At 42.3% G+C, this 23904-nt stretch carries 22 protein-coding genes; 6 read left to right on the top strand and 16 right to left on the bottom strand.

Translation table 11 applies throughout. The features are described from left to right. Position 1 precedes the first annotated feature (1 nt). The 9 genes from gndA to rsmH form a co-directional block, all read right to left on the bottom strand. The gene (gene gndA / locus E4T82_RS04670; RefSeq protein ID WP_135181708.1) at positions 2 to 1426 is read right to left on the bottom strand and encodes an NADP-dependent phosphogluconate dehydrogenase; all 1425 of its coding nucleotides are present in this window, start codon (positions 1424 to 1426) and stop codon (positions 2 to 4) included. An 87-nt stretch (positions 1427 to 1513) separates the two neighbouring features. After that, a complete protein-coding gene (locus E4T82_RS04665) occupies positions 1514 to 2050 on the bottom strand; it encodes a YceD family protein (protein WP_135181707.1) in 537 nt (178 codons plus the stop codon). Between the two features lie 9 nt (positions 2051 to 2059). Next, positions 2060 to 2977: a thioredoxin-disulfide reductase gene (gene trxB / locus E4T82_RS04660; RefSeq protein WP_135181706.1), complete on the bottom strand. Its 918-nt coding sequence runs from the start codon at positions 2975 to 2977 to the stop codon at positions 2060 to 2062. A 16-nt stretch (positions 2978 to 2993) separates the two neighbouring features. Next, on the bottom strand, positions 2994 to 3218 hold the full coding sequence (locus tag E4T82_RS04655; protein ID WP_135181705.1) for a DUF4059 family protein: 225 nt from the start codon (positions 3216 to 3218) through the stop codon (positions 2994 to 2996). 28 nt (positions 3219 to 3246) lie between these two features. Beyond that, a complete protein-coding gene (locus E4T82_RS04650) occupies positions 3247 to 4590 on the bottom strand; it encodes a DEAD/DEAH box helicase (protein WP_135181704.1) in 1344 nt (447 codons plus the stop codon). A 76-nt stretch (positions 4591 to 4666) separates the two neighbouring features. Next, positions 4667 to 5665 (bottom strand): phospho-N-acetylmuramoyl-pentapeptide-transferase, encoded by a 999-nt coding sequence (mraY, locus tag E4T82_RS04645; RefSeq protein ID WP_135181703.1) that lies wholly within the window; start codon positions 5663 to 5665, stop codon positions 4667 to 4669. 1 nt (position 5666) lies between these two features. Further along, positions 5667 to 7925, bottom strand: a complete 2259-nt coding sequence (gene pbp2X / locus E4T82_RS04640) for a penicillin-binding protein PBP2X (protein WP_135181702.1) — start codon at positions 7923 to 7925, stop codon at positions 5667 to 5669. Beyond that, positions 7925 to 8248 carry a cell division protein FtsL gene (gene ftsL, locus E4T82_RS04635; RefSeq protein WP_135181701.1) on the bottom strand — a complete coding sequence of 108 codons (324 nt, stop codon included), beginning with the start codon at positions 8246 to 8248 and terminating at the stop codon, positions 7925 to 7927. Before ftsL ends, pbp2X begins: the two co-directional genes overlap by 1 nt. Positions 8249 to 8257: 9 nt before the next feature. Next, entirely contained in the window at positions 8258 to 9208 is a 951-nt protein-coding gene (gene rsmH / locus E4T82_RS04630; RefSeq protein WP_135181700.1) for a 16S rRNA (cytosine(1402)-N(4))-methyltransferase RsmH, read from the bottom strand. A 346-nt stretch (positions 9209 to 9554) separates the two neighbouring features. Here rsmH and E4T82_RS04625 point away from each other — a divergent pair, with 346 nt between their 5' ends. Genes E4T82_RS04625 through E4T82_RS04610 form a run of 4 tightly spaced genes read left to right on the top strand, consistent with a single transcriptional unit; the run spans position 9555 to position 10753 of the window. After that, positions 9555 to 9743 carry a helix-turn-helix transcriptional regulator gene (locus tag E4T82_RS04625; protein WP_135181699.1) on the top strand — a complete coding sequence of 63 codons (189 nt, stop codon included), beginning with the start codon at positions 9555 to 9557 and terminating at the stop codon, positions 9741 to 9743. A 13-nt stretch (positions 9744 to 9756) separates the two neighbouring features. Continuing rightward, positions 9757 to 10023 carry a DUF3278 domain-containing protein gene (locus E4T82_RS04620; protein ID WP_167753563.1) on the top strand — a complete coding sequence of 89 codons (267 nt, stop codon included), beginning with the start codon at positions 9757 to 9759 and terminating at the stop codon, positions 10021 to 10023. Beyond that, the gene (locus tag E4T82_RS04615) at positions 9986 to 10258 is read left to right on the top strand and encodes a hypothetical protein (RefSeq protein ID WP_135181697.1); all 273 of its coding nucleotides are present in this window, start codon (positions 9986 to 9988) and stop codon (positions 10256 to 10258) included. Before E4T82_RS04620 ends, E4T82_RS04615 begins: the two co-directional genes overlap by 38 nt. A gap of 57 nt (positions 10259 to 10315) precedes the next feature. After that, positions 10316 to 10753 (top strand): NusG domain II-containing protein, encoded by a 438-nt coding sequence (locus tag E4T82_RS04610; protein WP_135181696.1) that lies wholly within the window; start codon positions 10316 to 10318, stop codon positions 10751 to 10753. Positions 10754 to 10896: 143 nt separating this feature from the next. Here E4T82_RS04610 and E4T82_RS04605 read toward each other — a convergent pair whose 3' ends face one another. The 5 genes from E4T82_RS04605 to E4T82_RS04585 form a co-directional block, all read right to left on the bottom strand. Beyond that, positions 10897 to 13134, bottom strand: a complete 2238-nt coding sequence (locus E4T82_RS04605) for a glycoside hydrolase family 31 protein (RefSeq protein WP_135181695.1) — start codon at positions 13132 to 13134, stop codon at positions 10897 to 10899. Positions 13135 to 13155: 21 nt separating this feature from the next. Further along, positions 13156 to 13782, bottom strand: a complete 627-nt coding sequence (locus E4T82_RS04600; RefSeq protein WP_167753562.1) for a DUF624 domain-containing protein — start codon at positions 13780 to 13782, stop codon at positions 13156 to 13158. A 99-nt stretch (positions 13783 to 13881) separates the two neighbouring features. Further along, positions 13882 to 15441: an extracellular solute-binding protein gene (locus E4T82_RS04595; RefSeq protein ID WP_135181693.1), complete on the bottom strand. Its 1560-nt coding sequence runs from the start codon at positions 15439 to 15441 to the stop codon at positions 13882 to 13884. Positions 15442 to 15469: 28 nt separating this feature from the next. Further along, a complete protein-coding gene (locus E4T82_RS04590) occupies positions 15470 to 16348 on the bottom strand; it encodes a carbohydrate ABC transporter permease (protein WP_228065053.1) in 879 nt (292 codons plus the stop codon). Positions 16349 to 16365: 17 nt separating this feature from the next. Then, entirely contained in the window at positions 16366 to 17289 is a 924-nt protein-coding gene (locus tag E4T82_RS04585; RefSeq protein WP_135181692.1) for an ABC transporter permease, read from the bottom strand. A gap of 210 nt (positions 17290 to 17499) precedes the next feature. Between E4T82_RS04585 and E4T82_RS04580 the strand changes: the two genes are divergently transcribed. Together E4T82_RS04580 and E4T82_RS04575 are read left to right on the top strand one after the other, a co-directional pair. Continuing rightward, the gene (locus tag E4T82_RS04580; RefSeq protein ID WP_228065052.1) at positions 17500 to 19140 is read left to right on the top strand and encodes a sensor histidine kinase; all 1641 of its coding nucleotides are present in this window, start codon (positions 17500 to 17502) and stop codon (positions 19138 to 19140) included. A gap of 5 nt (positions 19141 to 19145) precedes the next feature. Then, positions 19146 to 20702: a helix-turn-helix domain-containing protein gene (locus E4T82_RS04575; RefSeq protein WP_135181690.1), complete on the top strand. Its 1557-nt coding sequence runs from the start codon at positions 19146 to 19148 to the stop codon at positions 20700 to 20702. Between the two features lie 585 nt (positions 20703 to 21287). Here E4T82_RS04575 and E4T82_RS04570 read toward each other — a convergent pair. Further along, on the bottom strand, positions 21288 to 22265 hold the full coding sequence (locus E4T82_RS04570; RefSeq protein ID WP_135181689.1) for a 1,4-dihydroxy-2-naphthoate polyprenyltransferase: 978 nt from the start codon (positions 22263 to 22265) through the stop codon (positions 21288 to 21290). Further along, positions 22234 to 23292 carry an FAD:protein FMN transferase gene (locus tag E4T82_RS04565; protein ID WP_135181688.1) on the bottom strand — a complete coding sequence of 353 codons (1059 nt, stop codon included), beginning with the start codon at positions 23290 to 23292 and terminating at the stop codon, positions 22234 to 22236. Before E4T82_RS04565 ends, E4T82_RS04570 begins: the two co-directional genes overlap by 32 nt. Positions 23293 to 23904: the final 612 nt, after the last annotated feature.

The following is a 23904-nucleotide window of genomic DNA, read 5'->3' as shown; positions in this document are numbered from 1 at the left end:
ATTATTTTTCATCATACCATGAGTAATGGAAGATTCCTTCTTTATCTTTGCGCTCATAGGTGTGCGCTCCGAAGTAGTCACGTTGTGCCTGAATCAGGTTAGCTGGTAGGTTTTCAGCACGGTAGCTGTCAAAGTAGGTAATCGCTGCTGAGAATGTTGGAACAGGAACCCCTGCTTGTACCGCCAAGGTTACCACATCACGAACAGCTTGTTGGTATTTGGCTGTTACATCAAGGAAGTATTCGTCCAAGAGGAGATTTGCAAGATCCTCATCACGTCCGTAAGCATCCGTAATCTTTTGCAAGAAACGAGCACGGATGATACAGCCAGCACGCCAAATTTTCGCGATTTCACCAAATGGCAAGTTCCAGTTGTTTTCCTTAGATGCTACGCGCAATTGAGCAAAGCCTTGGGCGTAAGACATGATTTTTGAGAAGTAAAGGGCTTGACGGATTTTCTCGATCAACTCCTCCTTGTCTCCCTCATAGTTAAATGCTGCTGGTTTTGGCAAGATCTTGCTAGCATGTACACGCTCTTCTTTGTAGGTTGAGATATAGCGGGCAAATACAGACTCGGTAATCAAGGACAATGGTACACCCAAATCGAGTGAGGATTGGCTCGTCCATTTACCCGTTCCCTTGTTTCCAGCGGCATCAAGGATATAGTCAACGATCGGGCCTTCTTGACCTTCATCATCCTTACGTTTCAAGATATCTGCTGTAATTTCAATCAAGTAGCTATCAAGCTCACCCTTATTCCATTCAGTAAAGATGTCTGCCATTTCATCCACAGAAAGACCGAGCAAGTGCTGCATCAGATCATAACTTTCTGCGATCAACTGCATATCACCATATTCAATCCCATTGTGAACCATTTTCACGTAGTGGCCTGCACCGTCTGGTCCGATATAGGTCACACATGGCGCACCATCTTCAGGAGCTTTGGCAGAAATTTCTTCCAAAACATCTGCTACTAAGTCATAGGCTTCCTTTTGTCCCCCCGGCATAATAGACGGTCCCTCAAGCGCTCCCTTTTCACCACCAGAAACCCCTGTGCCGATAAAGTTGATCCCTGAATTTGCAAGTTCTTTCGAGCGACGGATGGTATCTTCATAGAAAGTATTTCCACCATCAATCAAGATGTCTCCTTTATCAAGGTGTGGCAATAAGGCTTGGATGGTCGCATCTGTACCGGGACCTGCCTGCACCATAAGCATGATCCGGCGTGGTGTTTCAATGGATTGTACAAAACTTTCTACATCATAGCTTGGAAGTAACTTTTTACCAGGATTGCTTGCAACAACATCTTCCGTCTTATCTGCTGAACGGTTGTAAATCGCAACAGTATATCCTCTTGATTCTACGTTAAGCGCAAGGTTGCGCCCCATAACAGCCATCCCTACAACACCAAAATTTGCTTTTGTCATGAATGTTCTACTCCTATTTCTTAATATCCCTTTCATTATACAATGAAATCGCCCTATTGACAAGATTTTTCCAATTTTCTGTCAATTTCATTCTTCCTCAAAAAGTCCTTGTAATTGGGCAAAGGGGCTGTTCGCTTCCTTATTCTTTTGAGTTGCAGCTACATAGTCCTCTTCTGTCAGCAAGGCCCAATGATTGCCTGACGGCAGATCCTGTCCTGCTTCTTCCTCTGGTGCTAGGACCTTGAGCGGAATATGCAAGAGAATATTATCCGCCACGCTTTCTGAAAGAACGATCATATCCTCTTCTACGACAAGCACCAAGTCTTCTTCAACCATGTCTTGGTCTTTCAAGGCCTGCTCATCTGCCACGAAAATTTCATGGACAGGGAGGGTTTCTGAGAGTACGACAGGTTTCATCGAACGACTGGAGGCGAGGGTAATATCGTAGGTCATTTGATAATTTAAGAGGTAGAATCCTGCTTCAAAGCTGACCCGACCGGCTACCTTAATCGGCGAAACCGCTAGAATATCTGCATTGCGTGCCATTAACTCATCAGAGAGTTGGAAGGTTTCTTCAAAGGAAATACCGTCTGATTTTTTCTGAATATCATTGATATGAAACATAGCTTCTCCTTAGTTCACATGCTCAGTGATGTAGTGGTAAACCTGCTGACCAGCGATTGCTCCGTCACCGACCGCAGTCGTGATTTGGCGCAATTGTTTTTGACGAATATCACCGATAGCAAAGATACCCGCTTGGCTGGTCGCCATTTGCTCATCGGTCACCACCCAGCCCTGCTCATCGGTAACGCCTAGATCTGCGACTGCATCTGTCATCGGATCAAGCCCTACATAGATGAAGACACCGCCAAAAGCATGAGCTGTTACTTGACCTGTCTTGACATTCTTAATCAAAACTTCCTGCACCTTGATGTCATCTCCCTTAATTTCTTCGACCACACTATCCCAGATGAAGCGGATTTTGTCATTGGCAAAGGCGCGTTCTTGAATGATCTTTTGGGCACGCAACTCATCACGGCGGTGCACGATGGTCACGGTATTCGCAAACTGGGTCAAAAAGAGCGCCTCTTCAACAGCAGAATCGCCACCACCCACAACTAGCAAGTCTTGACCACGGAAGAAAGCACCATCACAGACCGCGCAGTAAGAAACTCCCCGGCTATTATAGGTATCTTCTCCAGGCACTCCCAACAAGCGGTGTTTTGCCCCCATGGCAAGCACAACAGTATGAGCTTCTAAGGTTTCATCTTCTGTCATCACCCGTTTGACAGGACCATCTGTCTCCACGCGCACCACCTGACCAAAGAGGTGTTCTACCCCAAATTTATCGAGTGGCGCAAACATTTTTTCAGCTAATTCAGGGCCACTGATATGGTCATAGCCCGGATAGTTTTCGATCTCTGCGGTGTTGTTCATCTGACCACCGTAAATGCCTCGTTCTAAAAGGGCAACTTTTAGATTGCTACGTGCAGCATATAAAGCTGCGGTCATTCCAGCAGGACCTGATCCAATAATAATGGTATCGTACATCTTTCTTCCTTCTTTCTTATACTCTTAACATGAGTAAAATGCCCACAATCCCAAAAGACAAAATGGGGATGGTCATCACATTGATAATCAACAAATCAAAGAGAACCTCTTGGCGTTCTTGGATGGTCTTGTCTTTTTTCTTCACCAGACGGAGTAAAAACCAGCCAATGCTGAGAAAAACCACCACGACTGCTGCAATCAACAGGCTCTTCACATAAAGACCTAATATCGTTTGTAACATCTGTTTTCCTATTTATCTTTCCATCAGCCTAGAAGGTCTGGCGTTTGGCTTTTCGCTCTGCCCGTCCCTTTGCCCGATTCTCAATCCGCTTCGTCTTGCGCCGTTTTTCATCGACAGCCCACTGAATCTTCTTCTTGTAGCCCGGCTTGATTTTTTTCTTTTTCTTCTTTACCAGACCAATCATCTCAAGGTCCAATTTCTCCCTTGATTTCTCCCGGTTGACACGGCGGTCACGGTCATAGGTATCTTGGAACTCCCCATCCTTAATCATCTTTGGAACAAAGCGGATATTGAGTTTTTCAAGCTCGCGAATATCGGCATCATCACTCGGTTGATAGAGAGTAATCGCTGTACCTGCTAGACCATTGCGCCCTGTCCGTCCGACACGATGGACAAAGAAGGACAAGTCCTGCGGAATGGCATCGTTGATGACATGGCTGACCCCCTCAATATCAATCCCTCGCGCAGCCAAGTCTGTCGCAACAATATATTCAAATTCCAGATTCTTGACCTGATTCATGATCCGTTTGCGTTCCCGCGGTGGAATATCTCCATGAATCTTCGCTACCCGCAAGCCATTTGCGCTCAAATAGCTGTACAATTCATCAGCCCGCGTCTTGGTATTGACAAAAATCATAGCCAAATAAGGCTGCATGAGCTTGGTAACTTCCAAAATGAGGGCATTTTTATCCCGTCCCTTGGTGGAAATAAGCCAATTATCAATCATATCTGAAATCACCGTCTGCGTCTTAATCTGTTCGATGACAGGATTGGTCAGATACTTTTTCAAAAATGGTTGCAATTTCTGCGGAATGGTAGCTGAAAAGACGAGAAACTGCAAATTCTTGGGCAGGCTAGACGCGATGCGGTCCACCGTTTCCAAAAAGCCCATGTCCAGGGTCATGTCTGCCTCATCAACTACAAAGGTTGTCGCCTTGTGAATAGCCAAATCACCTGATTTGACGAGGTCATAGATACGGCCTGGGGTTCCAACGACGATGTGGGGTTGACTAGTCTGCAACTTGTCAATCTGGCGCTGTTTGTCCGTTCCTCCGACATAGTTGACCACACGAATTTCCCTACTGGAACACATGGCTATTTGACGCGCCGCCTGGTAAATCTGCGTTGCCAACTCACGCGACGGTGCGGTAATCACTGCCTGCACCTGTTCGACTTCTTCTTGCAACTGCTGGAAAATCGGAATCAAAAACGTGTGGGTCTTTCCAGATCCTGTCTTTGATTCCCCGACCAAATCACGCCCTGACAAGACAATCGGAATCAAACGTTCCTGAACTTCTGTCGCCGTGACAAAGCCTATCTCCTTCAATGCTTCCTGAATATAAGGTTTTAAGGTAAATTCTGTAAATTTCATAGTATCCTCTTTTTCTACTTCCCTTTATTATAACAAAAAAAACAGCATTTGACTGCTGTTTGATACTCACGAAAGATTACAGATATAAGATGGCAAGAGTCAGTAAACTCATGATGAGCCCAACTCCCCATAAGAAGAAATCGACCGTCCATTCGCTCCATTGTTCACCATGACCAGTTAGACCACCCAATTCCAAATGATGATGGAAGGGGGTCATGCGGAAAATGCGTTTGCCTTCGCCAAACCTTTTCTTGGTGTATTTGAAATAGCTGACTTGAAGCATGACAGAAGAGGTCTCCACCACATAGACCAAGCCAATCAAGAGCAGGGTCCATTCTTGGTGAAGGGCAATGGAAATGGTCGCGAGCATTCCTCCGAGCGCTAAGCTCCCCACATCTCCCATGAAGATTTTCGCTGGTTTGTGATTGTAATAGAAAAATCCGAGCAAGGCTCCAATCATGGTCACACAGACCAATAAAATATCCAATTTACTATCCACAAGGGCAATGACTGCGTAAGCTGACAAGCTAATCACCACTGAAATTGAAGCCAACCCGTCAATCCCATCTGTCAGATTGACCGCATTGGAAAAACCAACCAACCAAAAAAGAACAAAGCCGACATAGAAAATCCCTAGATGAAGCGGATAGCCCAGTACATTTAGCGTACCATTTCCTGTCCCCTGCATGTGAACGAGATAAAAGACAGCCCCGCCTAGAAGCTGCAAGGCTAATTTTTGCTTAGGATTCAGCCCTTCATTAACCTTGCGAAAAATCTTTAAAAAATCATCCAAAAAGCCGATAATTCCATATAGCAAGAGGATGAAGAGAATGGCAAGAACCGCCCCGGTCAGTCTATTTGAAAATAGGGCAACAAAGAAGGTCACCACAATGGCAACAGCCAGAAAGACTGTTCCTCCCATAGTTGGGGTTCCTGCTTTAAACTGATGTTGCTTGACATCTTCGTGGGTCTGTTGCCCCTCGATGCGCTTTGCTTGGTAAAATCTGATAAATCTTGGAATCAATAGGACAGTCGCCACAAAGGCTACCAGTCCTGCTATGATTACAGAATACATATTAGTCTCCTAGGTTAATTCTTATTTTTTTCGTCTTTTCTAAATCGCTTCCGATTGCAACATTCTGGCTGACGGCCTTCGTTCCAGAACCACTATATTCAATCTCAATTCCTGTCCACTCAGAGAAGACATCCACATTTTCTTTCGTCCAGCCATACATATCAGGCACCATTGTAAAACGATCTGTCAAGAGTAAAATCTGCTGATTTGCAAAGATATTTGATCCAGTCTCAACAGAGACTTTCTTAATCTCTGCTCCATTTCCCAAAATAATCGGTTGCACCAATTGCTGACGCAAGATTCCAGCTGTCACTCCTGGTTGTTTGCCGATAATCTTACCCAACTTATACTCTGTTTCTTTTGAAACAGTGGCAAGAGTTGGAGCCGGTGTCGTCAGATTGAGGCTATCCTTTAATTGCATAGCTTCCTTGAGGGTTGGATTGAAAATATCTTTCCAGTAGGCACTTGTCCAGCTTTCTGGTTGTTGAACCGTCACATACATGATAAATTCTGGGTCTTCAGCGGGAATCATAGCGACAACAGAGTTGATGGTGGCGTTTGGTCCTTCCAGATATCCGGTTCCATCTTCCTTACCAATCTGAGCAGTACCTGACTTCATAGCAATGTTGTAACCCTCTACCTGAATCAAAGGACCATCAGATGCTCGCAAGGTTCCGAATTGCGGATCTGTTCCGACCCCAATCATATATTGGCGGGTATCCGCAGCAGCTTTGGCTGAAACAGGCTTTCCAACTACTTCTGGCTGAGACAGGCGCACCGAAGCCGTATTCCCATCATAGAGAGCTGTGATGAACTTCGGCTCTAGCATGACGCCATCATTAGCAATAGCACCGAAGCCACGTAACATCTGGGTTTGAGTGGCCAGAATCCCTTGACCGAAGGAGGTCATAGCGATAGACACCACATTATCTTCTGGCAGAAGGCCTGCTTCTTCCCCCTCCATTCCAAAACGGGTTGGGTAGCCAAAGCGGAATTTCTCCAGATAGTTCAACCAGCGCTCATCTCCCATTTTTTGTTCCTGAATGACCATCCCAACATTACTTGAAAGAGCAAAACCTTGGGCGTGGGTCAAACTCAGCGGAGCAAATAGGTCGTCCGCATTGACGTCCCAGTCTCGGATAGTGGCATCGGCAATCTTGATTTCAGATCGGTTGTAATATTCATTTGGTGAAAACGTCCCATTATCAATGGCGGAAGCTACGGTCATAACCTTCATAGTAGAACCAGGCTCAAAGTTTTCTTGATAGAGGAGCGAACGTTGCAACATATCCTTGTCGTCAACCCCCTCCTTGGTATCTGGGTTATAGGTCGGTCGTTGCGTAGTGGCTAAAATCTCACCTGTCTTAGCAGCAACGAGGGTCGCATTGACATATCTTCCTTTGGTTTTGCCAAAGAAAATATCCATATTGGTTTCAAGGGAACGCTGGAGATCCGCCGAAATCGTGGTATAAATATCCTGACCATCTACTCGTGCTTCTTTGACATTTTCTGTTCCCGGAACGATTCGTCCGCGACTATCTTTTTCATAAACAATTTTTCCATCTTGACCAGCCAAGATACCATTGAGGGCATACTCCAGCCCCCGTTGACCTTCCAAGCGCTGGCTACCATCATTCTCGTCTTCGACCAGATTGGCTAATCCAATAAAACTCGATGCAAAATTCCCATTTGGATAAAGGCGGCCCGGGTTGGTATTAAAGGCTATCCCTTTTATACCTGTCGCTTCCATCTCCTGCTGAATCGCCGTCATGGTACTGTAGGAAATATTCTTTCCCAATGTTCCAAAATAGACCTGCTTGAGTTTTGGCTGGTTTAATTGCTGCATGACATAATCGGTCTCAAGTCCCAAATGTTTATTAAAAATCTGTGCGACCTGATTAAATTGACGTGGTTCAACATATAAAATCTCTTTCAGAGCAGAAACATATTCCTTGTCAATAATGGCGTAAACCGTATAGGTCGTCGAATCCTTAGCAATCGGTAAACCCGTGCGGTCATAAATCGTCCCCCGCCTAGCTTGGACTGTCACTTCGGTCTGGTGAACTTTTCTTGCCCCTTCTGACAAATCAACCCCAAATTTTTTATCGGTTCCGATAATAATGGCAAAATTAATCAAGAAGATGAAAAAGATGAAAACCGTCAGCAGAATGAGACTTTGCCCCACTCTGCGACGATTTTGTGACGGAATATGGCGTTTCTTTAAAACATACCGTAACAATTGTTGTTTGCGTTTTGACATTATTCTGCTACTCCAACATTATCATTTTTATATGTCAAACCAGCCTTGTCTGCTATTTCCAATAAGCGGGCATTCCGAATCAATTCATTGACAGCCTGCTCAGCATCGTCAATTTCCACCTGCTTACTGTTAATTTCTTGATTGACACGAGCCATCTCCGCCTGTACCTGCAACAAACGGGTCTGCATAAAGATAATGCCAACCGCCAAGGTCAGACCAGACAAGACAATGCTCCCATAAAAAGCCTTCTCCACTCGAGAAAATGTCTTGATTTTTTCACTGATGACGCGCATGGTGGCGTCTTTTCGTTGATCTTGTAACATGTTTTTCACCTATTTGTGTATCTTTTTCGCCACGCGCAATTTGGCAGAATGAGCGCGGTTATTGGCTTCTAGTTCCTCTTTGCTCGGCAATATTGGCTTTCTGTTGACCAATTCCATTTTTGGCTTCAAGTCCTCAGGAATAAAAGGGAGTCCTTTTGGTACGTCAACCGTAGAGGCTTCTTTGAAGAGCTGCTTGGTCAAACGATCTTCCAAGGAATGAAAGGTAATGACCGAAATCCGACCATCCACCGCAAGCAAGTCAATAGCCTGTTGAATCGACTCATCCGCCGCACCAAGTTCGTCATTGACCTCAATCCGAATAGCCTGGAAAATCTGCTTGGCTGGGTGTCCTTTTTTCTTCAATTCCTTAGCAGGCTTGGCAGATTTAATCACTTCTGCCAGCTCGGTCGTCGTCTCAATCAGCTTTTCGCTTCTAGCTTGCTCGATTTTTCGTGCGATTTGCTTGGAGAATTTATCCTCACCATATTTGAAGAAAATCCGCACCAAATCATGATAGCCATAGTGATTGACGACTTCATGAGCCGTTAAAGAAGCAGTCCGATCCATTCGCATATCGAGCGGTGCATCTTTTTTATAAGAAAATCCACGTTCCCGCTCATCTAACTGGGGGCTAGACACACCCAAATCATAGCAAATCCCGTCAATTTCCCCTACTCCCTGCTCTTGCAAGCAAGCCTTTAGATGACGGAAATTAGCCTTGATAAAGGTTACCATTCCCTTTTCAATGTAGGGAGCCAAGCGTTTTTGAGCATTCAAAATAGCCGTCTCATCTTGATCAAAGGCATAGAGATGACCCTCTTCACTCAATTGGCTCAATAAATACTCGCTATGACCTGCACCGCCCAAGGTCGCATCCACATAGATGCCATTGGGCTTCACCGCTAACATATCCACGGTTTCATGCAATAAAACGGTCGTATGGTTAAATTCCTTCATCATATTCTTACTATTGTACCATATTTCATCTCAAAAATAACTGGAAAACAATTTTCAAAAAAATATGTCACATATAATTGACACTTCGTGTAAAAAAGTGTAGAATAAGGTCAAGTGGGTGTCTGATATATTTGACACTCCCTCGTTGGGAATGAAGGACGAAAATGAATAACCCAGGATTCCAAGCTCTGTCCTTCTTCCCCAAACATATTATAGTGGATTGAGAAAGGAATCGGACAAGGAAAGGAGCTACAGATAGAACTGGCGTTCATCAAAGCGACTTAACGAGGTCCTAACCTTTATTCAATTCACTATAAGAACCTGTATTCGACACCGAAAGGAGGTTAAAATGAACCGCGTCAAAGAATACCGACTCGATGTCGGTAAATCACAGCTGGCACTAGCCAAGCAAATCGGCGTTTCTAGGCAAACCATTAACATGATTGAAAACGACAAGTACAACCCTAGTTTGGAACTCTGTATCAATCTTGCCCGCGCCCTACACACAGACCTCAACACCCTCTTTTGGGACGATTAGAAAGGAAATGATGATGAAAGAAACAGTTACTGAAAAAATGATAAAACGCTTTTATGGTATTACAGGTCCACTGGACGAGTATAAACGCCGAGAAGTGGAGCGCATCGGCAACAGCTGCTTCGTGCTCCTTTTCTGGCTACTGCTGATTGGAAACGCGATTGCCTTGCTCCTGTCGGATACGTATCCCGAAGTGGTCGCATCTGCCTATCCTATCACTCCTATTAGCAATGATAGGCTATGTCTTGATAAAGACTCACCGCTTGCATATCGTTGCTATTGATAAGGAAGAGCTTAACCAAAAAGAACAAACCCAGATGAAATTTGCTGGACTATTCTTTGGAGGGACACTTTGGCTATTTGATGCTTTCTTACAAGTGTGGTTACATGATGCGTCTTTCCTCAGTCAACTCTTTACCACTAAAGCTGCGGTCGCTTTCCTCATACGGGCTGGGTTCTTCGGTCTTTTTATCCAACTGTATCTCTATCTTAAAACACGCAAGGAACAGTCTGAATAACCCCAAATAGTTTACAAAGTGGCGGAATTCCTTTACAATATTCTTATTCGTGAGAGAATGAGGAGAAGAATGAAACAGATTTTACGTCAATTTAAGCCTTTTGATTTTGTCTTGATTGGAATCACCCTGCTCTTGTCTTTTGTACCAGCAGTGGTGACCTATGCGGGCAGTCAAGGCCAGCCTGAAGAACCCTATCTGATTGCTTCTGTTCGTATTAACGGAGAGATTGTCGATGAATTTAAACTCTCAAAAAGCACGCCCCACAAGGAAGTGACCTATCATCCCAATCCTGGGCAATACAACATCATTGAAGTTGACGGCGAACGCATTCGCGACAAGGAGGACAATAGTCCTGACCAAATCGCGGTTAATACCGGCTGGATTAGCAAGTCGGGTGAAATCGCAGTCTGTCTCCCTCACAACCTCATCATCGAAATCCGAACGCCAGAGGATCAAGAAGGTGAAGAAGAGGAAGAACTCATTTTACCGATTTAAGCAACAATCGAAAAGAGCTTGGAGTCCCAAGCTCTTTTAAGTTTTTTAGACTCATACCCAAAGAAAATCAAAAAGCAAACGAATTGAAGAGAGATAAAAAGCTCCCATATCTTGAAAAGGATTCTCTTACTTATCTCCCTCTTCTAGTCTGTAAACGCATCGTCACTAGTATAGATGATTTCCATCAACTGCCCTCTTAAGACAGAATCACAGTCTTGTAAAATGGGTAACACTTTCTTCATAGTCTGGCATGCTTCCAAACGAGCGAGCAAATCATGCTTCACATCATACTCTATCTCAGCTCTCTGCAGACAAGCTCTCACTTTTTCTCTAAAAGAAATGGTGCTTGCTTTTTCTGTCAAAGGAAGAGGAACTTCTCTTGTACAATTTTCTAACACAATCGGATCGGTCGCATAGGTATGAATCTTCAGAACATACTGGCGATTTTTTGGTAATAGCCCTACTTCATCGACTACTTCCAAAGACACTGTACCTAGATTCCAATCCACAGCTAAGGTTGTTTGTGCACGCTGACCGTTTTCATCTTCTACTAGACAAAATGCATTGTTTTTGCCAGGAAAAATATGCCACTCAATCACCTCTGGGAGAGCAACACCCGTCATATCTGGTGTTTGATCTAAGGGAACAATCGCCCTCTCTTTGGCAAATACGGGAATCGCTGCCTTTGTCCGATAAATATCCAAACGCGTTCCACCCTTATAGACGGTATCTGTAAACCAATCATACCAGACACCCTCTGGAAGCCAAACTGTCACTTCCCCCACTTTATAAGTTGAATCCACTCGCTGTGTAATCGGAGCCACCATCAATTCTGAGCCAAAGAAATATTGATTTGGTACATGATAGCTCTCCTCTTCAAGAGGATAATGGTAGTACATTGGTGTCATCAATGGCTTCCCAGCTTCATGAGTAGCAACATTCATGGTGTACAAGTAGGGTAGCAAACGATGACGCAAATACATCATTTCTTTCATCGCTTGACAAATCTCTGGTGAATACCCCCACGGCTCTTTACTAGCAAAGGGACTATTGGAACTATGAAGGCGATTAATTGGACTAAAGACACCGAATTGTAACCAGCGCAAGGCCAACTCTTCCTCATGGTAGCCATGCATATGCCCACCAATATCATGGCTCCACCATGTATAGCCTATATTGCTAGCTGTGCTCGTAAAATATGGTTGGAAAGCCAGAGATTCCCACGTTATAAAGGTGTCTCCTGAAAATCCTATTGGAAACCGATGACTTCCGGGACCCGCATAGCGAGACAAAATGACATCATTCTCACCCTTTTTAGCACTATCCAGGTAGTGATAGTAATTCAAGAGCCACAAGGGATCAATCTTGCCCTCTGTCCCCTGCTGCCAATCGATCCACCAAAAATCGACCCCCTGCTTTTCCAGCTCATGATGGACATCTTTAAAATAAGCCTCACGAAAGAGCGGATTTGCAATATCAAACAAAGCTGGCTCTTCTATTTCTACATTTAGTCCCATTCTTTCAGCAACTTGAGGATAACTATCTTCAAAGGCACGAATTCCTGCTGCTGGATGAACATTGAGTGTGACCTTGAGATTCTTGTCATGCAATTTTTTCAAAAATCGCTCAGGATCTGGAAAAAGTTTTCTATTCCATGAATAGCCTGTCCAACCACTACCAAATCTCTCTGGTACATCATCGACACGGTGCCAATCCATATCAATGACACTCACTGACAACGGGACTTTCTCCATCTCAAAACGCTCCATCAGTCCTAGATACTCTTCTTCTGAATAAGGCCAGTAGCGACTCCACCAATTTCCTAGTGCGTATCGTGGCAATAAGGGAGTTGGACCTGTCAACTGGTAAAAATCTTTTAAAGCTGCAAAATAATCCCGTCCATGAGCAAAGAAATACAAATCAATCTCTCTTGCTGGTCTTTCAATCAGCCCTTTTTCCTCATCCAAGATAAAGCTATCTGAATCATCTAATACCGCAAATCCTTGCTTGCTGATAATCCCTTCTTCTAGCTCCGTTGCACCATCCATTTCATCTAATGTCCGTGCCGTTCCTTTCAATGTATCGTAGTGATTCCCAAAATACCAGCGATTTCCATAAATCGTATAATTGTTTCGAACATCAATAAACAAACTGTTTGCATGAAACGCTTCTTTTGTATAGTGCAGATGGAAGAATGGGGTGATAATTTCCAATCTTCCTTCCTCATCAATAACATCAAAAGGCTCACACTCAAAGTCTCTATTTTGAACTATCTTGGTCTGACGATCCTCAAAATATCCTTCTTCTGAATACTCCAAACGCACTAATTGGTGATTCAGTACGGTAATCCGATAGCTTTCCCCTAAAAATACTCTATTCATCTGTCTTACTTCCTCCTTTTTCTATCTTTTTTCAATTTTATCAAATAACTGCTTGACAAAATATGCATTTACAAAAGCAATCACTGCACACCCGCCAAATGTATTCACATAGATGGATGTCAATAGTCTCTCTGGCGAGCTCACACTTCCGTATGCCACAATGATAGCAAATCCCAAGATACACCACATCCACAAGGGATTTCCCATCGCTAGCAACAGACTATTTCTGAGTACCTGACGAAACGAATCTTGGTAACGGCCAATATAGGAAAAACCGACCGACAGGAGTAACAATATCACTATACATAACATAGCCAACCCCAAACAAGCTATATACCTTACGACCATACCTTGGCGTAGAAAAAAGAGAAAATCGACAATGAGCAAGGTCGTAAGAGCCACAATAAATCCCCACAAATACGTCGATTGTTGCGCATTTTCCTTGAAATCCTTAAAGTAATGCTGAATGATATGCTCGTTATTTCCTCTCAGTATGCGTTGACACCCTGTTGCCAAAGCTGTCAATGCTGCTCCAATGCTTACGATTGGGAGGCTGGTCAGTAGAAATAAGGTATTTAAGAGCACGAGATTTGTGAACAGAGTCAGCCATTTTGTGACAGGGCTCTCTAGTGATAAAATCTTTTTCATCTTTTTCTCCTCATAGAAAGATGTGAGATGAAGTTCCAGTTTTACAAATTCGTTCCTCATCTCACACACGTTTCGCTATGATTTTCTAATTTTGTGATGTTAATCAGCTATCTCTTGATAGCGTTTATAGGCATCATTATGAATCTTCATAAAGTCTTTTAACCCCATTGCCTCTAACTGCTTAACATACTCATCCCATTCGTTATCAATACCACCTTCAACAACCCATTTTGAAGCCATTTGTTTTACATAAGAATTGATGTCCACATAGATAGAAGAGAGTTTTATCAGTTCATCTTGAGAATAGGTCACATTCGGAAAAGCTGGCAAAGCATATTGATTGATTTCTTTATCTAATTGTAATTTGAGACCGTCCCCTTGCGTAGTATCAATCTTCACTTTGGAATTAAAGTCGTCTCCGACATACTTTGGTCCAAAATCGCGAAGGGAGTTGATCCAAGCCCACTCATCAGCTGATTTACCATTTTTCGGTGGTAAAACAGTGTAGCCTGTATCTGTTTTTTCAGTTGCAATATCAAATGATCCATAAAATGTTTGAATGCTAGCATCGTCTGCATAGAATTGATCAGCCCATTTTAACAGGGCACTTGGATCACTACATTTTGTTGTAATCAAAAGCTCATTTCGTGCGTAGTTATAATGCTCTGGATCAGAAAATACATAGCGGTTACCATCTGGACCTTTAACCGGTGTCAATGCCACATACTCATCAGCATGCAGGCCGAAGGTTGCATCTGCCGTCCATCCAGCTGAGACTCCTACTCTGGCAACTTCTTTATCCATCCGTTTTGCTACGCTCATGGATTCATCTTGGGTGTATAACTCTGTATCTATCAAACCTTTTTTATAGGCTTCGTGCATCCATTTAATTCCGTCTTTGTAGCTTTGCTCTGTTCTGAGATAGACTGGTTTGTCCCCTTTTAGTGAGAGCTCATAGGTATTATCTGCTCCTAAGCGATTGTTAAATGGTAAAATAAAGCTAAAGGTTTGATCGACATTTCCAGCCCCATAAGGAATTTCATCATTGACATCACCATTTCCGTTGGCATCTTTTTCTTTAAAGGCTGTCAATACCTTGATAAAGTCTTCATAGGTTTCTGGCATCTCCAAACCTAATTGATCCAACCATTTTTTATTGATGAAGAGCTGATTGGCAATCAAAGGACGCATTGGTAATTTTTTCGGTAAACTGTAAATATGCCCATCTGGTGATGTAATCATCGCTTTTATTTTTGGTTCTTTCTTTAAAATTGCAGAAAGATTTGGCATATTTTCATCAATTAAATTCTCTAATGGGACAAATAAAGATTGATTTTGTGCGATTTCAACATCACTAAAGACATTCGACCCTAAAAATGCATCTGGCAAGTCTCCACCTGCTAAAAGAACTGACTTTTTATCGCCCCAGTCCGAGGATACATAAACATCCCAATCGACATCAATGCCACTATTTTTTTCTGCCTCTTCTAGGTAACCCTTGGTAAAATCATCTCCCCAATCAGACCATCTAACAGTCGTAATCTTAAATTCATTATCAGCCTTAGCCGATGTATCTGAAGCTTTGTTGGAGCTACATGCTGCCAACGTTCCTAATGCAAAAGTTGAGATTAACAAAGATTTTAGTATTTTCTGTTTCATTTTCGTCTCCTTTATTTATAACGATAGACTATTCTTTAATGGCACCAATCATGACACCTTGATTGAAGTATTTTTGTAAAAATGGGTACAGCAACATAATCGGTGCTGTCGAAATAACAATCGCTGCATATTTCATCATATCAGCAGTGGCACGTAACTCAGATGCGAGTTCGCCCGAAGCCTGTGACTGTAACATTTGATTACTAATCAACAAGCGTCTCAAAATCAATTGAAGGGGTTGAAGATCCTCATTGGTCAAATAAATCAAGGCATTAAACCATGAGTTCCAGATGCCAACAGCTGTCCACAAACCAATAACCGCTAAAATTGCTTTGGATAAGGGGAGGACCATCGTTAAGAAATACCGAATCGTTCCACAACCATCAATTTGAGCTGCCTCCCATAAGCCGTTTGGAATACTATTGTTAAAAAAGGTTCTTGCAACGATAATATTATAACTCGAAACCGCAAAGGGGAGGACCATCACCCAAAAGGTGTCTAAAAGCCCAACATTTTTAACCGTTAAATAAGTCGGAATCAGGCCTCCAGAAACGAACATCGGAATGATAAATAAAACCGATAGCCATCGTCTCCCCAGCAGATCTTTTCGAGAGAGAACGTAGCCTGCTGGAATATTCACAACCAAAGCAATAATCGTCCCAACTACTGTGTACAAGATCGTATTTAGATACCCTCTCCAAAACAGGGGCTGTTCAAATAGCTTGGCATATCCTTCTAGTCTCCATTCATTTGGAAACAACCACACATTTCCATTTGCCACATCCGCAGGATCACTAAAGGATGCAATGACGACAAACCAGAGTGGATAGATAATCAATAACATGAGTAGTATAGCAAAGCCATAGGTACAAAAGTCAAGGATTTTTTCTGACGATACTTTTTTCAATGAAAAAACCTCCCTTCCTAGAATAAGCCCGTCCGAGTGATGCGCTTGGACATCCAATTGACGAATAGCAAAATAGCTACATTAATCACTGTATTAAACAAACCAATCGCAGTAGAATAGCTGTATTGAAAATTGATCAGTCTAACCTTATACACATAGGTAGAAATAATCTCGCTACCTGCTAGGTTTAGGGGATTTTGCAATAAAAAGACTTTTTCAAATCCGATATTTAACAAACTCCCAGCTCGTAAAATAAGCAGAATCATCGCTGTTGGCAGAATCATCGGCAAATCAATATGACGAATCCTTTGAAATCGAGAGGCTCCGTCTACCATGGCAGCTTCATAATAGGTCGGATCAATCGCCGATAAGGCTGCCAAATAGATAATACTATCCCAACCAATGTGTTGCCAGACGTCACTCCAGGCATATACACCTGCAAAATACTTAGGGGTCGATAATAGGGCTGGCATTTTGAACCCTACCAATTTGAAGACATTGGCAATCATCCCATTATTGGGAGATAGGAACAAAATAATCATCCCACACATAACCATGGTCGAAATAAAGTGAGGTAAGTAGGTTGTTACTTGAAAGACTTTTTTAAATTTTTCGACCCGAATCTGGTTGCACAAGATGGCTAATACAATCGGCAAGGGAAAACCCACAGCTAAACTATAGAGAGAGATTTTTAACGTGTTTTGTATCGTTGGCCAAAATTGATAGGATGAAAAAAACTGACTAAAATGCTTCAATCCAACCCAAGGACTCCCAAAAATACCTGTTGCTGGTGAGTAATCTTTAAAAGCAATCACTAGACCAACCATCGGTATGTAACTAAATACCAGTAGCAAAATAATAGCTGGCAGCAGCAATACATACAAGGGTATATTACTCTTTAACTGCTTCCGATAAAGAGAATCTGTAACAGATAACTTCATTTCTTATTCCTCCTCATATACAGCATTATAAATAAACTTTTTCGAGAATCATAGTATTTTTGACAGCGTTTTCATACACATTTCCGTCATTTCTCTACCGAACTTATACAATTCCGTTCTCCAGGCAAAAAAATAACGGAATTGTGTTAGTGTCCAGTCGTCTATCTATTGTATAATATAAAAAAACAGAGAAATATGAGAGTTCGAGCCATGAGACGATCCAAAATAACCTATTCACTAGATTCCTTATCGAAGATATTAACCTCTATTATGGTAGGGATTTTAGCCATCAACCTCTTTATCAGCTATATTTACATAACTAATGTAAAGAAACAGCATATTGCCCAGATTTCCAATACCTTGGATATTTTCACCTCTTCTCTTTCAAAAGAAATCAAGGCCTCCGAACATTTTATGTATTGGATTATCCTACATGATGATTCCTTTGAGGAATTGGCTAATAGCACCTCCTATACAGAATACATTACTTCCCTTCAAAAAATCCGCTCTCGTGTCTCTGATTTCAAACGGAACAATCAAATTAACTTTACCTTTTTTATCCAAAATGATCAGAGCCCACAGCTGGTAAATATCTCTTCTATGAACCTTTCTTACGCTGACTTTTTGCGTTTTGATAGCTATATTCAGAAAGAAAAACAAGCAGATGGACAGTGGCATCGCATTCTCTTAAACAATGAGATTTATTTTTATCAAGCCATTCAATTCCGGTATAAAACCATCTATTCATTGGCCTCCGAAAAAGCCATCTTACAAACGCTTCAACCGATGGAAATTGGGCAAAATGGCTCCCTATCCCTCGAACAACCCGCTGACACATCCTTGTCCCCTTCCTCTGTCTTTTCCAATCTGAATCTCGTCATTGCTGAAAAACAACGAACCAAACTTCCCTTCAACATCTATGTCACAGTTGATTATCGAAATGCCTTTAAGGAGACCTTATCCCTACAACTGATTATGCTTCTCACTCCTATCATCATCTGCCTCATTTCCTTGCTCATTGTCCGGTATGTTCAGAAAAAAATTATGGTACCTGTCAAACGACTTACCGCACATCTAAAAGGAGACACGCCTTATCAGGTTGCCATCAATTCGGAAGGAATTATTGAAATTGATTCTGCCAACAATCACATCAATCACCTATTTCACGAAATTCGTTTATTAAAACAAGATATTTATGAAAGGGAATTAAAACAGCGAAAAATCGAAATGGATTATCTTAAGAATCAGATTAAACCCCATTTCTATCTCAATATCCTTAGTATGATTCATAGCATGATTGAAACGCAACATTACTCAGAGATTACCCAATTAACCTTGTCAACATCTCATTATTTTCGCTATCTTTTTCAAAGCCAACAGACCTTTGTCACCTTAAAGGATGAAATCAAGCATGTTGAAGATTACTTAGCCATCCAGACCCTACGCTACGGGGAGAGTTTTTCCTATTCGTCTCAGATAGAAAAGGAGCTTCTATCTGCAAAGATTCCTCCTCTGGTCTTGCAAACATTCATCGAAAATATTTTTAAACATAGTTTTTCCATCGATAGTCCCCTAACCATTCAACTGAGAATTGGAAGCGATGCAAATCGTCCTACTGACTATCAGATTCGTATCGAAGATAACGGACCTGGATTTCCAATTGATATTCTCACCAAGCTCGCACGGAAAGAATCCATCATTGATTCCGAAGGAAAACATGTCGGTCTGACCAACACATATGAGAGGCTAGATTCTATTTATGCCAGCCATTATCGTCTACAGCTAGGCAACAACGCAACTAGGGGAGCCTATATCTGCCTCACGCTTCCTATTGATTATAGACTGGAGTGATACTTATGAATATTCTTATCGTTGATGACGATCGCTACATTATACAAGCCTTAAACGAAAAAATTAATTGGCAACATATCGGGGCTAGACAGGTCTTTTGTGCCTCTAATATCCAGCAAGCGAAGCAATTATTGTTGCAGCATTCCATTGACCTACTGATTAGTGATATTGAAATGCCCCAAGGGAGTGGCTTAGAACTCTTAGCTTGGATTCGCAATGAAGGCTACAGCCACACTCAAGCCATTTTTTTAACCAATTATGCAGACTTCAACTACGCACAAAAAGCGATTGAACTGCAAAGTTTTGACTACTATCTCGAACCCATTGATTTTGAAAAATTTGAACTGGTTCTTCTGAAAGCCATCCAGAAAATCAAGCGCACCCACTCTGTCTCAGAGTCTCATACTCTCGTAGAGCAAAATTTCTGGTACGAATATCTAAGAAGACCCAGCCCTAAGCACTACGAGCAGATGGTAGCGGATATGAAAATACAGCAAATCCCAATCCAACATACCACGTCACTCTTTCCAATAACGCTTTCGATTCATTTGGACTATACAGATGATCTCTCCGCTTCTTGGAGTCAAGAGTTAAGGCAACAATTAGAGGAATACAGCGCTAAAACAGGAAACTTTACCATCGCCTCTTTCTTCAAGTTAGCTCACTTTTCAGAAAAGTATTTTCTCCTTTTGAAAACAAGTACGGAGAGCTGTTCCTCCCTTTTTTCTAATCTACATAGCTTTCTTCAAACTCATTTTCAAAAACCAATTCAAATCATTGTAGGAGAAGCCAGCAAGCTGCCATCTATTCTCACACACAGCAAAGAATTACATGATTTTTTACACCTGTATTGTGGACACGCTCATGCCCTCTATCAGCTTTCCCAGCTTAAACAGCTAGAACTGACCTCTGAGCCAGTTTCTCTAGCTAGTGCTTTCTATTCTATCGATCATCGTGATAAATTTGACTCATTTCAGCAATTGATTTACAAGGAACAGACGCAATCTGAAAAAGAAGGACTCTCTAGTACGCAACTCCTAAAAACACTTTATTTTAACCTTACTCAGAAGGTAGGAGATATCTTGGAACAAAAAGAAATTCAAACACATCTACTCTATCAAAATGAAGAGCATGATTTTTTACAAGAACATCTCTATAATTCTATTGAGGCCTTTCACAACTACATTTTTTACTATATCAAAACTGCTCAAGACTATATCCAGCTGATTGAATCCAACCAATCCATCTCACAAATCGTCATGACATACATTGACCACCACATTGATGAAGAGCTTACTCGAAAGACACTGGCAGACCTCGTTTTTCTTAGTCCTGATTATTTGGCAAAAATTTTCAAACAAGAGACTGGAACCACGCTGATCCACTATATTACAGAGCAACGCATTAGTCTAGCCAAAGACCTATTAGTGCATAGCGAGCAAAATATCTATTCCATTGCAAATCAACTAGGATACGATAATTACTCCTATTTTTCCAAGATTTTTAAACATCAGACAGGTCTTTCACCGATAGAATTCCGTAAATCTTACACCCAGTCATAAACTACCCGTGAAAACGGGCGTTTGTACTCTTTGAAAATCAAAAGGTTATAGTGGATTGAGAGGAAAGGAGCTACAGATAGAACTGGCGTTCATCAAAGCGACTTAACGCTGTCCTAACCTTTATTCAATTCACTATACTTTGTCAACTTATCTTGATGAACCCTAGCTCTATCTGCAATTGCGTTTCCTCATCTATTTTTGATTTTCAAAGAGTATTAGTTTATACCTAAGGTAGCCACAGCTGTAACTCGCTAAAGCGAGAACAGCTCAGATTGAAGAAAAAGTCTATTTCGACTCATTTTCCTCAATCTTTTTCTTTTGCTAAAAAATAGAAAAACTCTTAGAAATACCGCTACCTCAGTATCTTTAAGAGTTGCTCAAGATGATATTCACATTTTGAATTTGCTATTTTTCTGTCCCTTAGAGGGTTTGCCTACGTTCTGAGCTACCTATCTTTTTCGCACAGAGTTTAGGGGCTAAATTTTCAAACTAAGTTCCACTGACTATTAAAGTGGAGTTGGGTCTGATAAACACCAGTGAAAGCAGTAGAAATCCGTGTCAACGAAACAACTATAAACGTTGAAATTACCTAATGCAAGCAATAATCAGTACCACTAGATACATGAATGAAAAGAGGACAAAGCTTTTGACCGCTTCGACAAAGGTTTCACGCTTGACCTGCTTTTCCAAGAAACGCCCGAGACTCTTATAGGACAAGATAGCCACACCGTAGCCTAGCCAAGCCCAAAATGGTAAGAAGCCAATCAAGGGATAAACCAGCCACAAAAGCCACGGGAACATGGCTAAACAAACGTAAAGTAGCAATCCCTTTTCCCGTCCGATATGAAAGACCAGCGTGTGGCGATGATTGCGAATATCCTCATCCAAGTCACACAGATTATTCGCTAACATGATATTGGCAATCAAGCAGACCAAGGGCAGGCTCATAAGACCAATCTCAATGAATTTGTCCCAAGCCAGCTGCAATTGAAACCATTCTCCGACAAATCGACTGGTTAAGAGCAGATTCGGCGCTTGAACAAAGACCCCCAAAAAGAAGATGCCAAGCCCCATGGTGACCCCTGAAAAAATCTCTCCAAGCGGCATGCGCGAGAGGGGAATCGGGCCAAAGGTATAACAGATACCAATCAAGAAACACAAGGCTCCAAGCGGTAGCAAAATCAAGTCCGTCCGCCAGACCAAGACAAGCGAGACCGCAATCGAAAAGAACAAGAGCAGAAAGACAATCTGCACCATCTGCCGAAAATCCAGCTGATTGCGCCCGATGACATTGTGCTCCTCTCGGTAAACCTGGTCCTTGGCCTTGACATAGTCCATGGTGTTATTGATCGCTGTCGTACACATGTCAAAACTCAAAACAGCTAGGACAAATAGAGCGGTATTCAAACCATTAAAGGCATGATAGCGGTAACTGGCCCATAGAATCCCCAGTACCATCGGAAAAACACTTGCAACCTTGGTCCGTAATTCGATAAATTCTAAAAAGATTGGCAGGGTGATAGCCCTTTTTTTATTTGTCTTTGACAAGATGATACTCCTCATTGCTCAATTCAAATCGATTCTTGAGCCCCTTACTTAGATGAACACCGCGCTCCTTATCCACAAAGACCGCTTCTACATCCTCCAGTTGGTCGATAAATTCCATTCCCTTATCAATTCCCAAGAGAAAGAGCGTTGTAGAGAGGGCGTCTCCCTGAGTGGAAGTCTTGGTAAAGACGGTTACACCCGAGATATTGTTTTCAACTGGATAGCCCGTTTCTGGGTCAAGGATATGATGATAGATGGCCCCATCCACTTCCAGATAGCGCTCGTAGATTCCTGAAGTCACGACTGATCCGTCCGTCACATAGACGGAACCAACCACGATTCCCCGCACTTCATCGGGATCTTGAACCCCAACCTTCCATCCTTCCTTGTGGGCAGGAGAGCTTCCCATAACGACCACATTGCCACCTAGATTGATAATCGCTGTTGTAATCCCCTTACTGGCAAATAGCTTCTTCAATCCGTCTGCGATGTAGCCTTTTGAAATAGCCCCCAACTCCAAGATCATCCCTTCTTTTACGGCAACGGTCTGATTTTTTTTGTCCAGCTGGACATCCTTGTAGTTGATATGAGGTAGGGCTGCCTTGATTTCTTCATCACTTGGTTTGCGGGCATCCTCTGAGCCGATTTTCCAGAGATTATTGACAGCTCCAATCGACACATCAAAGCGTCCCTTGCTTTTCTCGCCCATTTCTAGAGCCTGCTCAATCAACTCAAAGGTCCGCGGATCAACCTTGACTGCCTCTTTTCCTGCCGCCTGATTGATACGGTAAATATCTGAACCCTCAAGATTCGTTGATAGGAGTCGCTCCATTTCCTTTACATAGGCAAGTCCCTCCTCCAACACTTCCTCCTGATTCTGATGATACAGGCTAATCTGTACAACTGTATGAAGCAAGGTCTCCGTACGGGTCAAGGGTTTGTCCACAACAGGCAAACTCTCCTTGACTGTTTGCTTGGACTGACAAGCTCCTAAGAAAAAGCTACAAAAGAGCAAGGCAAACGCCAGCCATCTCCATTTCATAATCTCTATACTCCTTTTCATAGTCGTTTCGTTTGCTTTTAGTACTCGCTCCAATAGTCTGGAAGAATTGGAGGTTGGAAATAACACGAGTGTAACTCGTGTCAACGAGCTGTTGTATCTTAGTAATTGAATTCGGCTAAAAGCTCGGAAAATAGATAGGCAGATGTTCTCGCTTTAGCGAGTTACAGATGAGAATCCCCTTGGGGATACTACTCCTAGCTCTAAAGGTATTGTATACCTTTAGAGGTTAGGCTGAAAACCTCCACTGGAGCTTTTCGCTCGTCATAGTTTCTATTTTGCTGTAGCCGTTGCGAACTTTGTTCGCTTACGGATACGGCTCCTATCAGGAGACGCAGATGTTTCGGCTTTAGTCGATTACAGCTGAGGCTACCTTTAGGTAGAAACGAAATGACGATATCATACTGTTTCTATACCATTGTACCATCTTCTAGCTAAAAATCCAGTCAAAAAGAGGCTGGACTTCATGATATACTCCCCATATAGTAGACAGTGAAAAAACAAAAATTCACTAGACACTATAAGGGGAGTTTTCCTATGTCCAAAAGAAGTCAAAAATCAGTAGAAGAGAAATTAGAAATCATTCAATTGTCT

The organism is Streptococcus cuniculi (assembly GCF_004570575.1).
GTDB lineage: Bacteria > Bacillota > Bacilli > Lactobacillales > Streptococcaceae > Streptococcus > Streptococcus cuniculi_A.
The sequence above is the reverse complement of the archived record's forward strand: the minus strand, read 5'-3'. Positions and strand labels throughout refer to the sequence as shown.

Bases quoted from the DNA above. Each gene is read 5' to 3' on its own strand.
- E4T82_RS04580 (WP_228065052.1), top strand. From the start codon at position 17,500: ATGAGACGATCCAAAATAACCTATTCACTAGATTCCTTATCGAAGATA.
- E4T82_RS04570 (WP_135181689.1), bottom strand. From the start codon at position 22,265: ATGAGGAGTATCATCTTGTCAAAGACAAATAAAAAAAGGGCTATCACC.
- E4T82_RS04650 (WP_135181704.1), bottom strand. From the start codon at position 4,590: ATGAAATTTACAGAATTTACCTTAAAACCTTATATTCAGGAAGCATTG.
- trxB (WP_135181706.1), bottom strand. From the start codon at position 2,977: ATGTACGATACCATTATTATTGGATCAGGTCCTGCTGGAATGACCGCA.
- E4T82_RS04585 (WP_135181692.1), bottom strand. From the start codon at position 17,289: ATGAAGTTATCTGTTACAGATTCTCTTTATCGGAAGCAGTTAAAGAGT.
- E4T82_RS04610 (WP_135181696.1), top strand. From the start codon at position 10,316: ATGAGGAGAAGAATGAAACAGATTTTACGTCAATTTAAGCCTTTTGAT.
- mraY (WP_135181703.1), bottom strand. From the start codon at position 5,665: ATGTATTCTGTAATCATAGCAGGACTGGTAGCCTTTGTGGCGACTGTC.
- E4T82_RS04605 (WP_135181695.1), bottom strand. From the start codon at position 13,134: ATGAATAGAGTATTTTTAGGGGAAAGCTATCGGATTACCGTACTGAAT.
- E4T82_RS04595 (WP_135181693.1), bottom strand. From the start codon at position 15,441: ATGAAACAGAAAATACTAAAATCTTTGTTAATCTCAACTTTTGCATTA.
- rsmH (WP_135181700.1), bottom strand. From the start codon at position 9,208: ATGATGAAGGAATTTAACCATACGACCGTTTTATTGCATGAAACCGTG.
- E4T82_RS04600 (WP_167753562.1), bottom strand. From the start codon at position 13,782: ATGAAAAAGATTTTATCACTAGAGAGCCCTGTCACAAAATGGCTGACT.
- pbp2X (WP_135181702.1), bottom strand. From the start codon at position 7,925: ATGTCAAAACGCAAACAACAATTGTTACGGTATGTTTTAAAGAAACGC.
- E4T82_RS04620 (WP_167753563.1), top strand. From the start codon at position 9,757: ATGAAAGAAACAGTTACTGAAAAAATGATAAAACGCTTTTATGGTATT.
- gndA (WP_135181708.1), bottom strand. From the start codon at position 1,426: ATGACAAAAGCAAATTTTGGTGTTGTAGGGATGGCTGTTATGGGGCGC.
- E4T82_RS04565 (WP_135181688.1), bottom strand. From the start codon at position 23,292: ATGAAATGGAGATGGCTGGCGTTTGCCTTGCTCTTTTGTAGCTTTTTC.
- E4T82_RS04655 (WP_135181705.1), bottom strand. From the start codon at position 3,218: ATGTTACAAACGATATTAGGTCTTTATGTGAAGAGCCTGTTGATTGCA.
- E4T82_RS04665 (WP_135181707.1), bottom strand. From the start codon at position 2,050: ATGTTTCATATCAATGATATTCAGAAAAAATCAGACGGTATTTCCTTT.
- E4T82_RS04625 (WP_135181699.1), top strand. From the start codon at position 9,555: ATGAACCGCGTCAAAGAATACCGACTCGATGTCGGTAAATCACAGCTG.
- ftsL (WP_135181701.1), bottom strand. From the start codon at position 8,248: ATGTTACAAGATCAACGAAAAGACGCCACCATGCGCGTCATCAGTGAA.
- E4T82_RS04575 (WP_135181690.1), top strand. From the start codon at position 19,146: ATGAATATTCTTATCGTTGATGACGATCGCTACATTATACAAGCCTTA.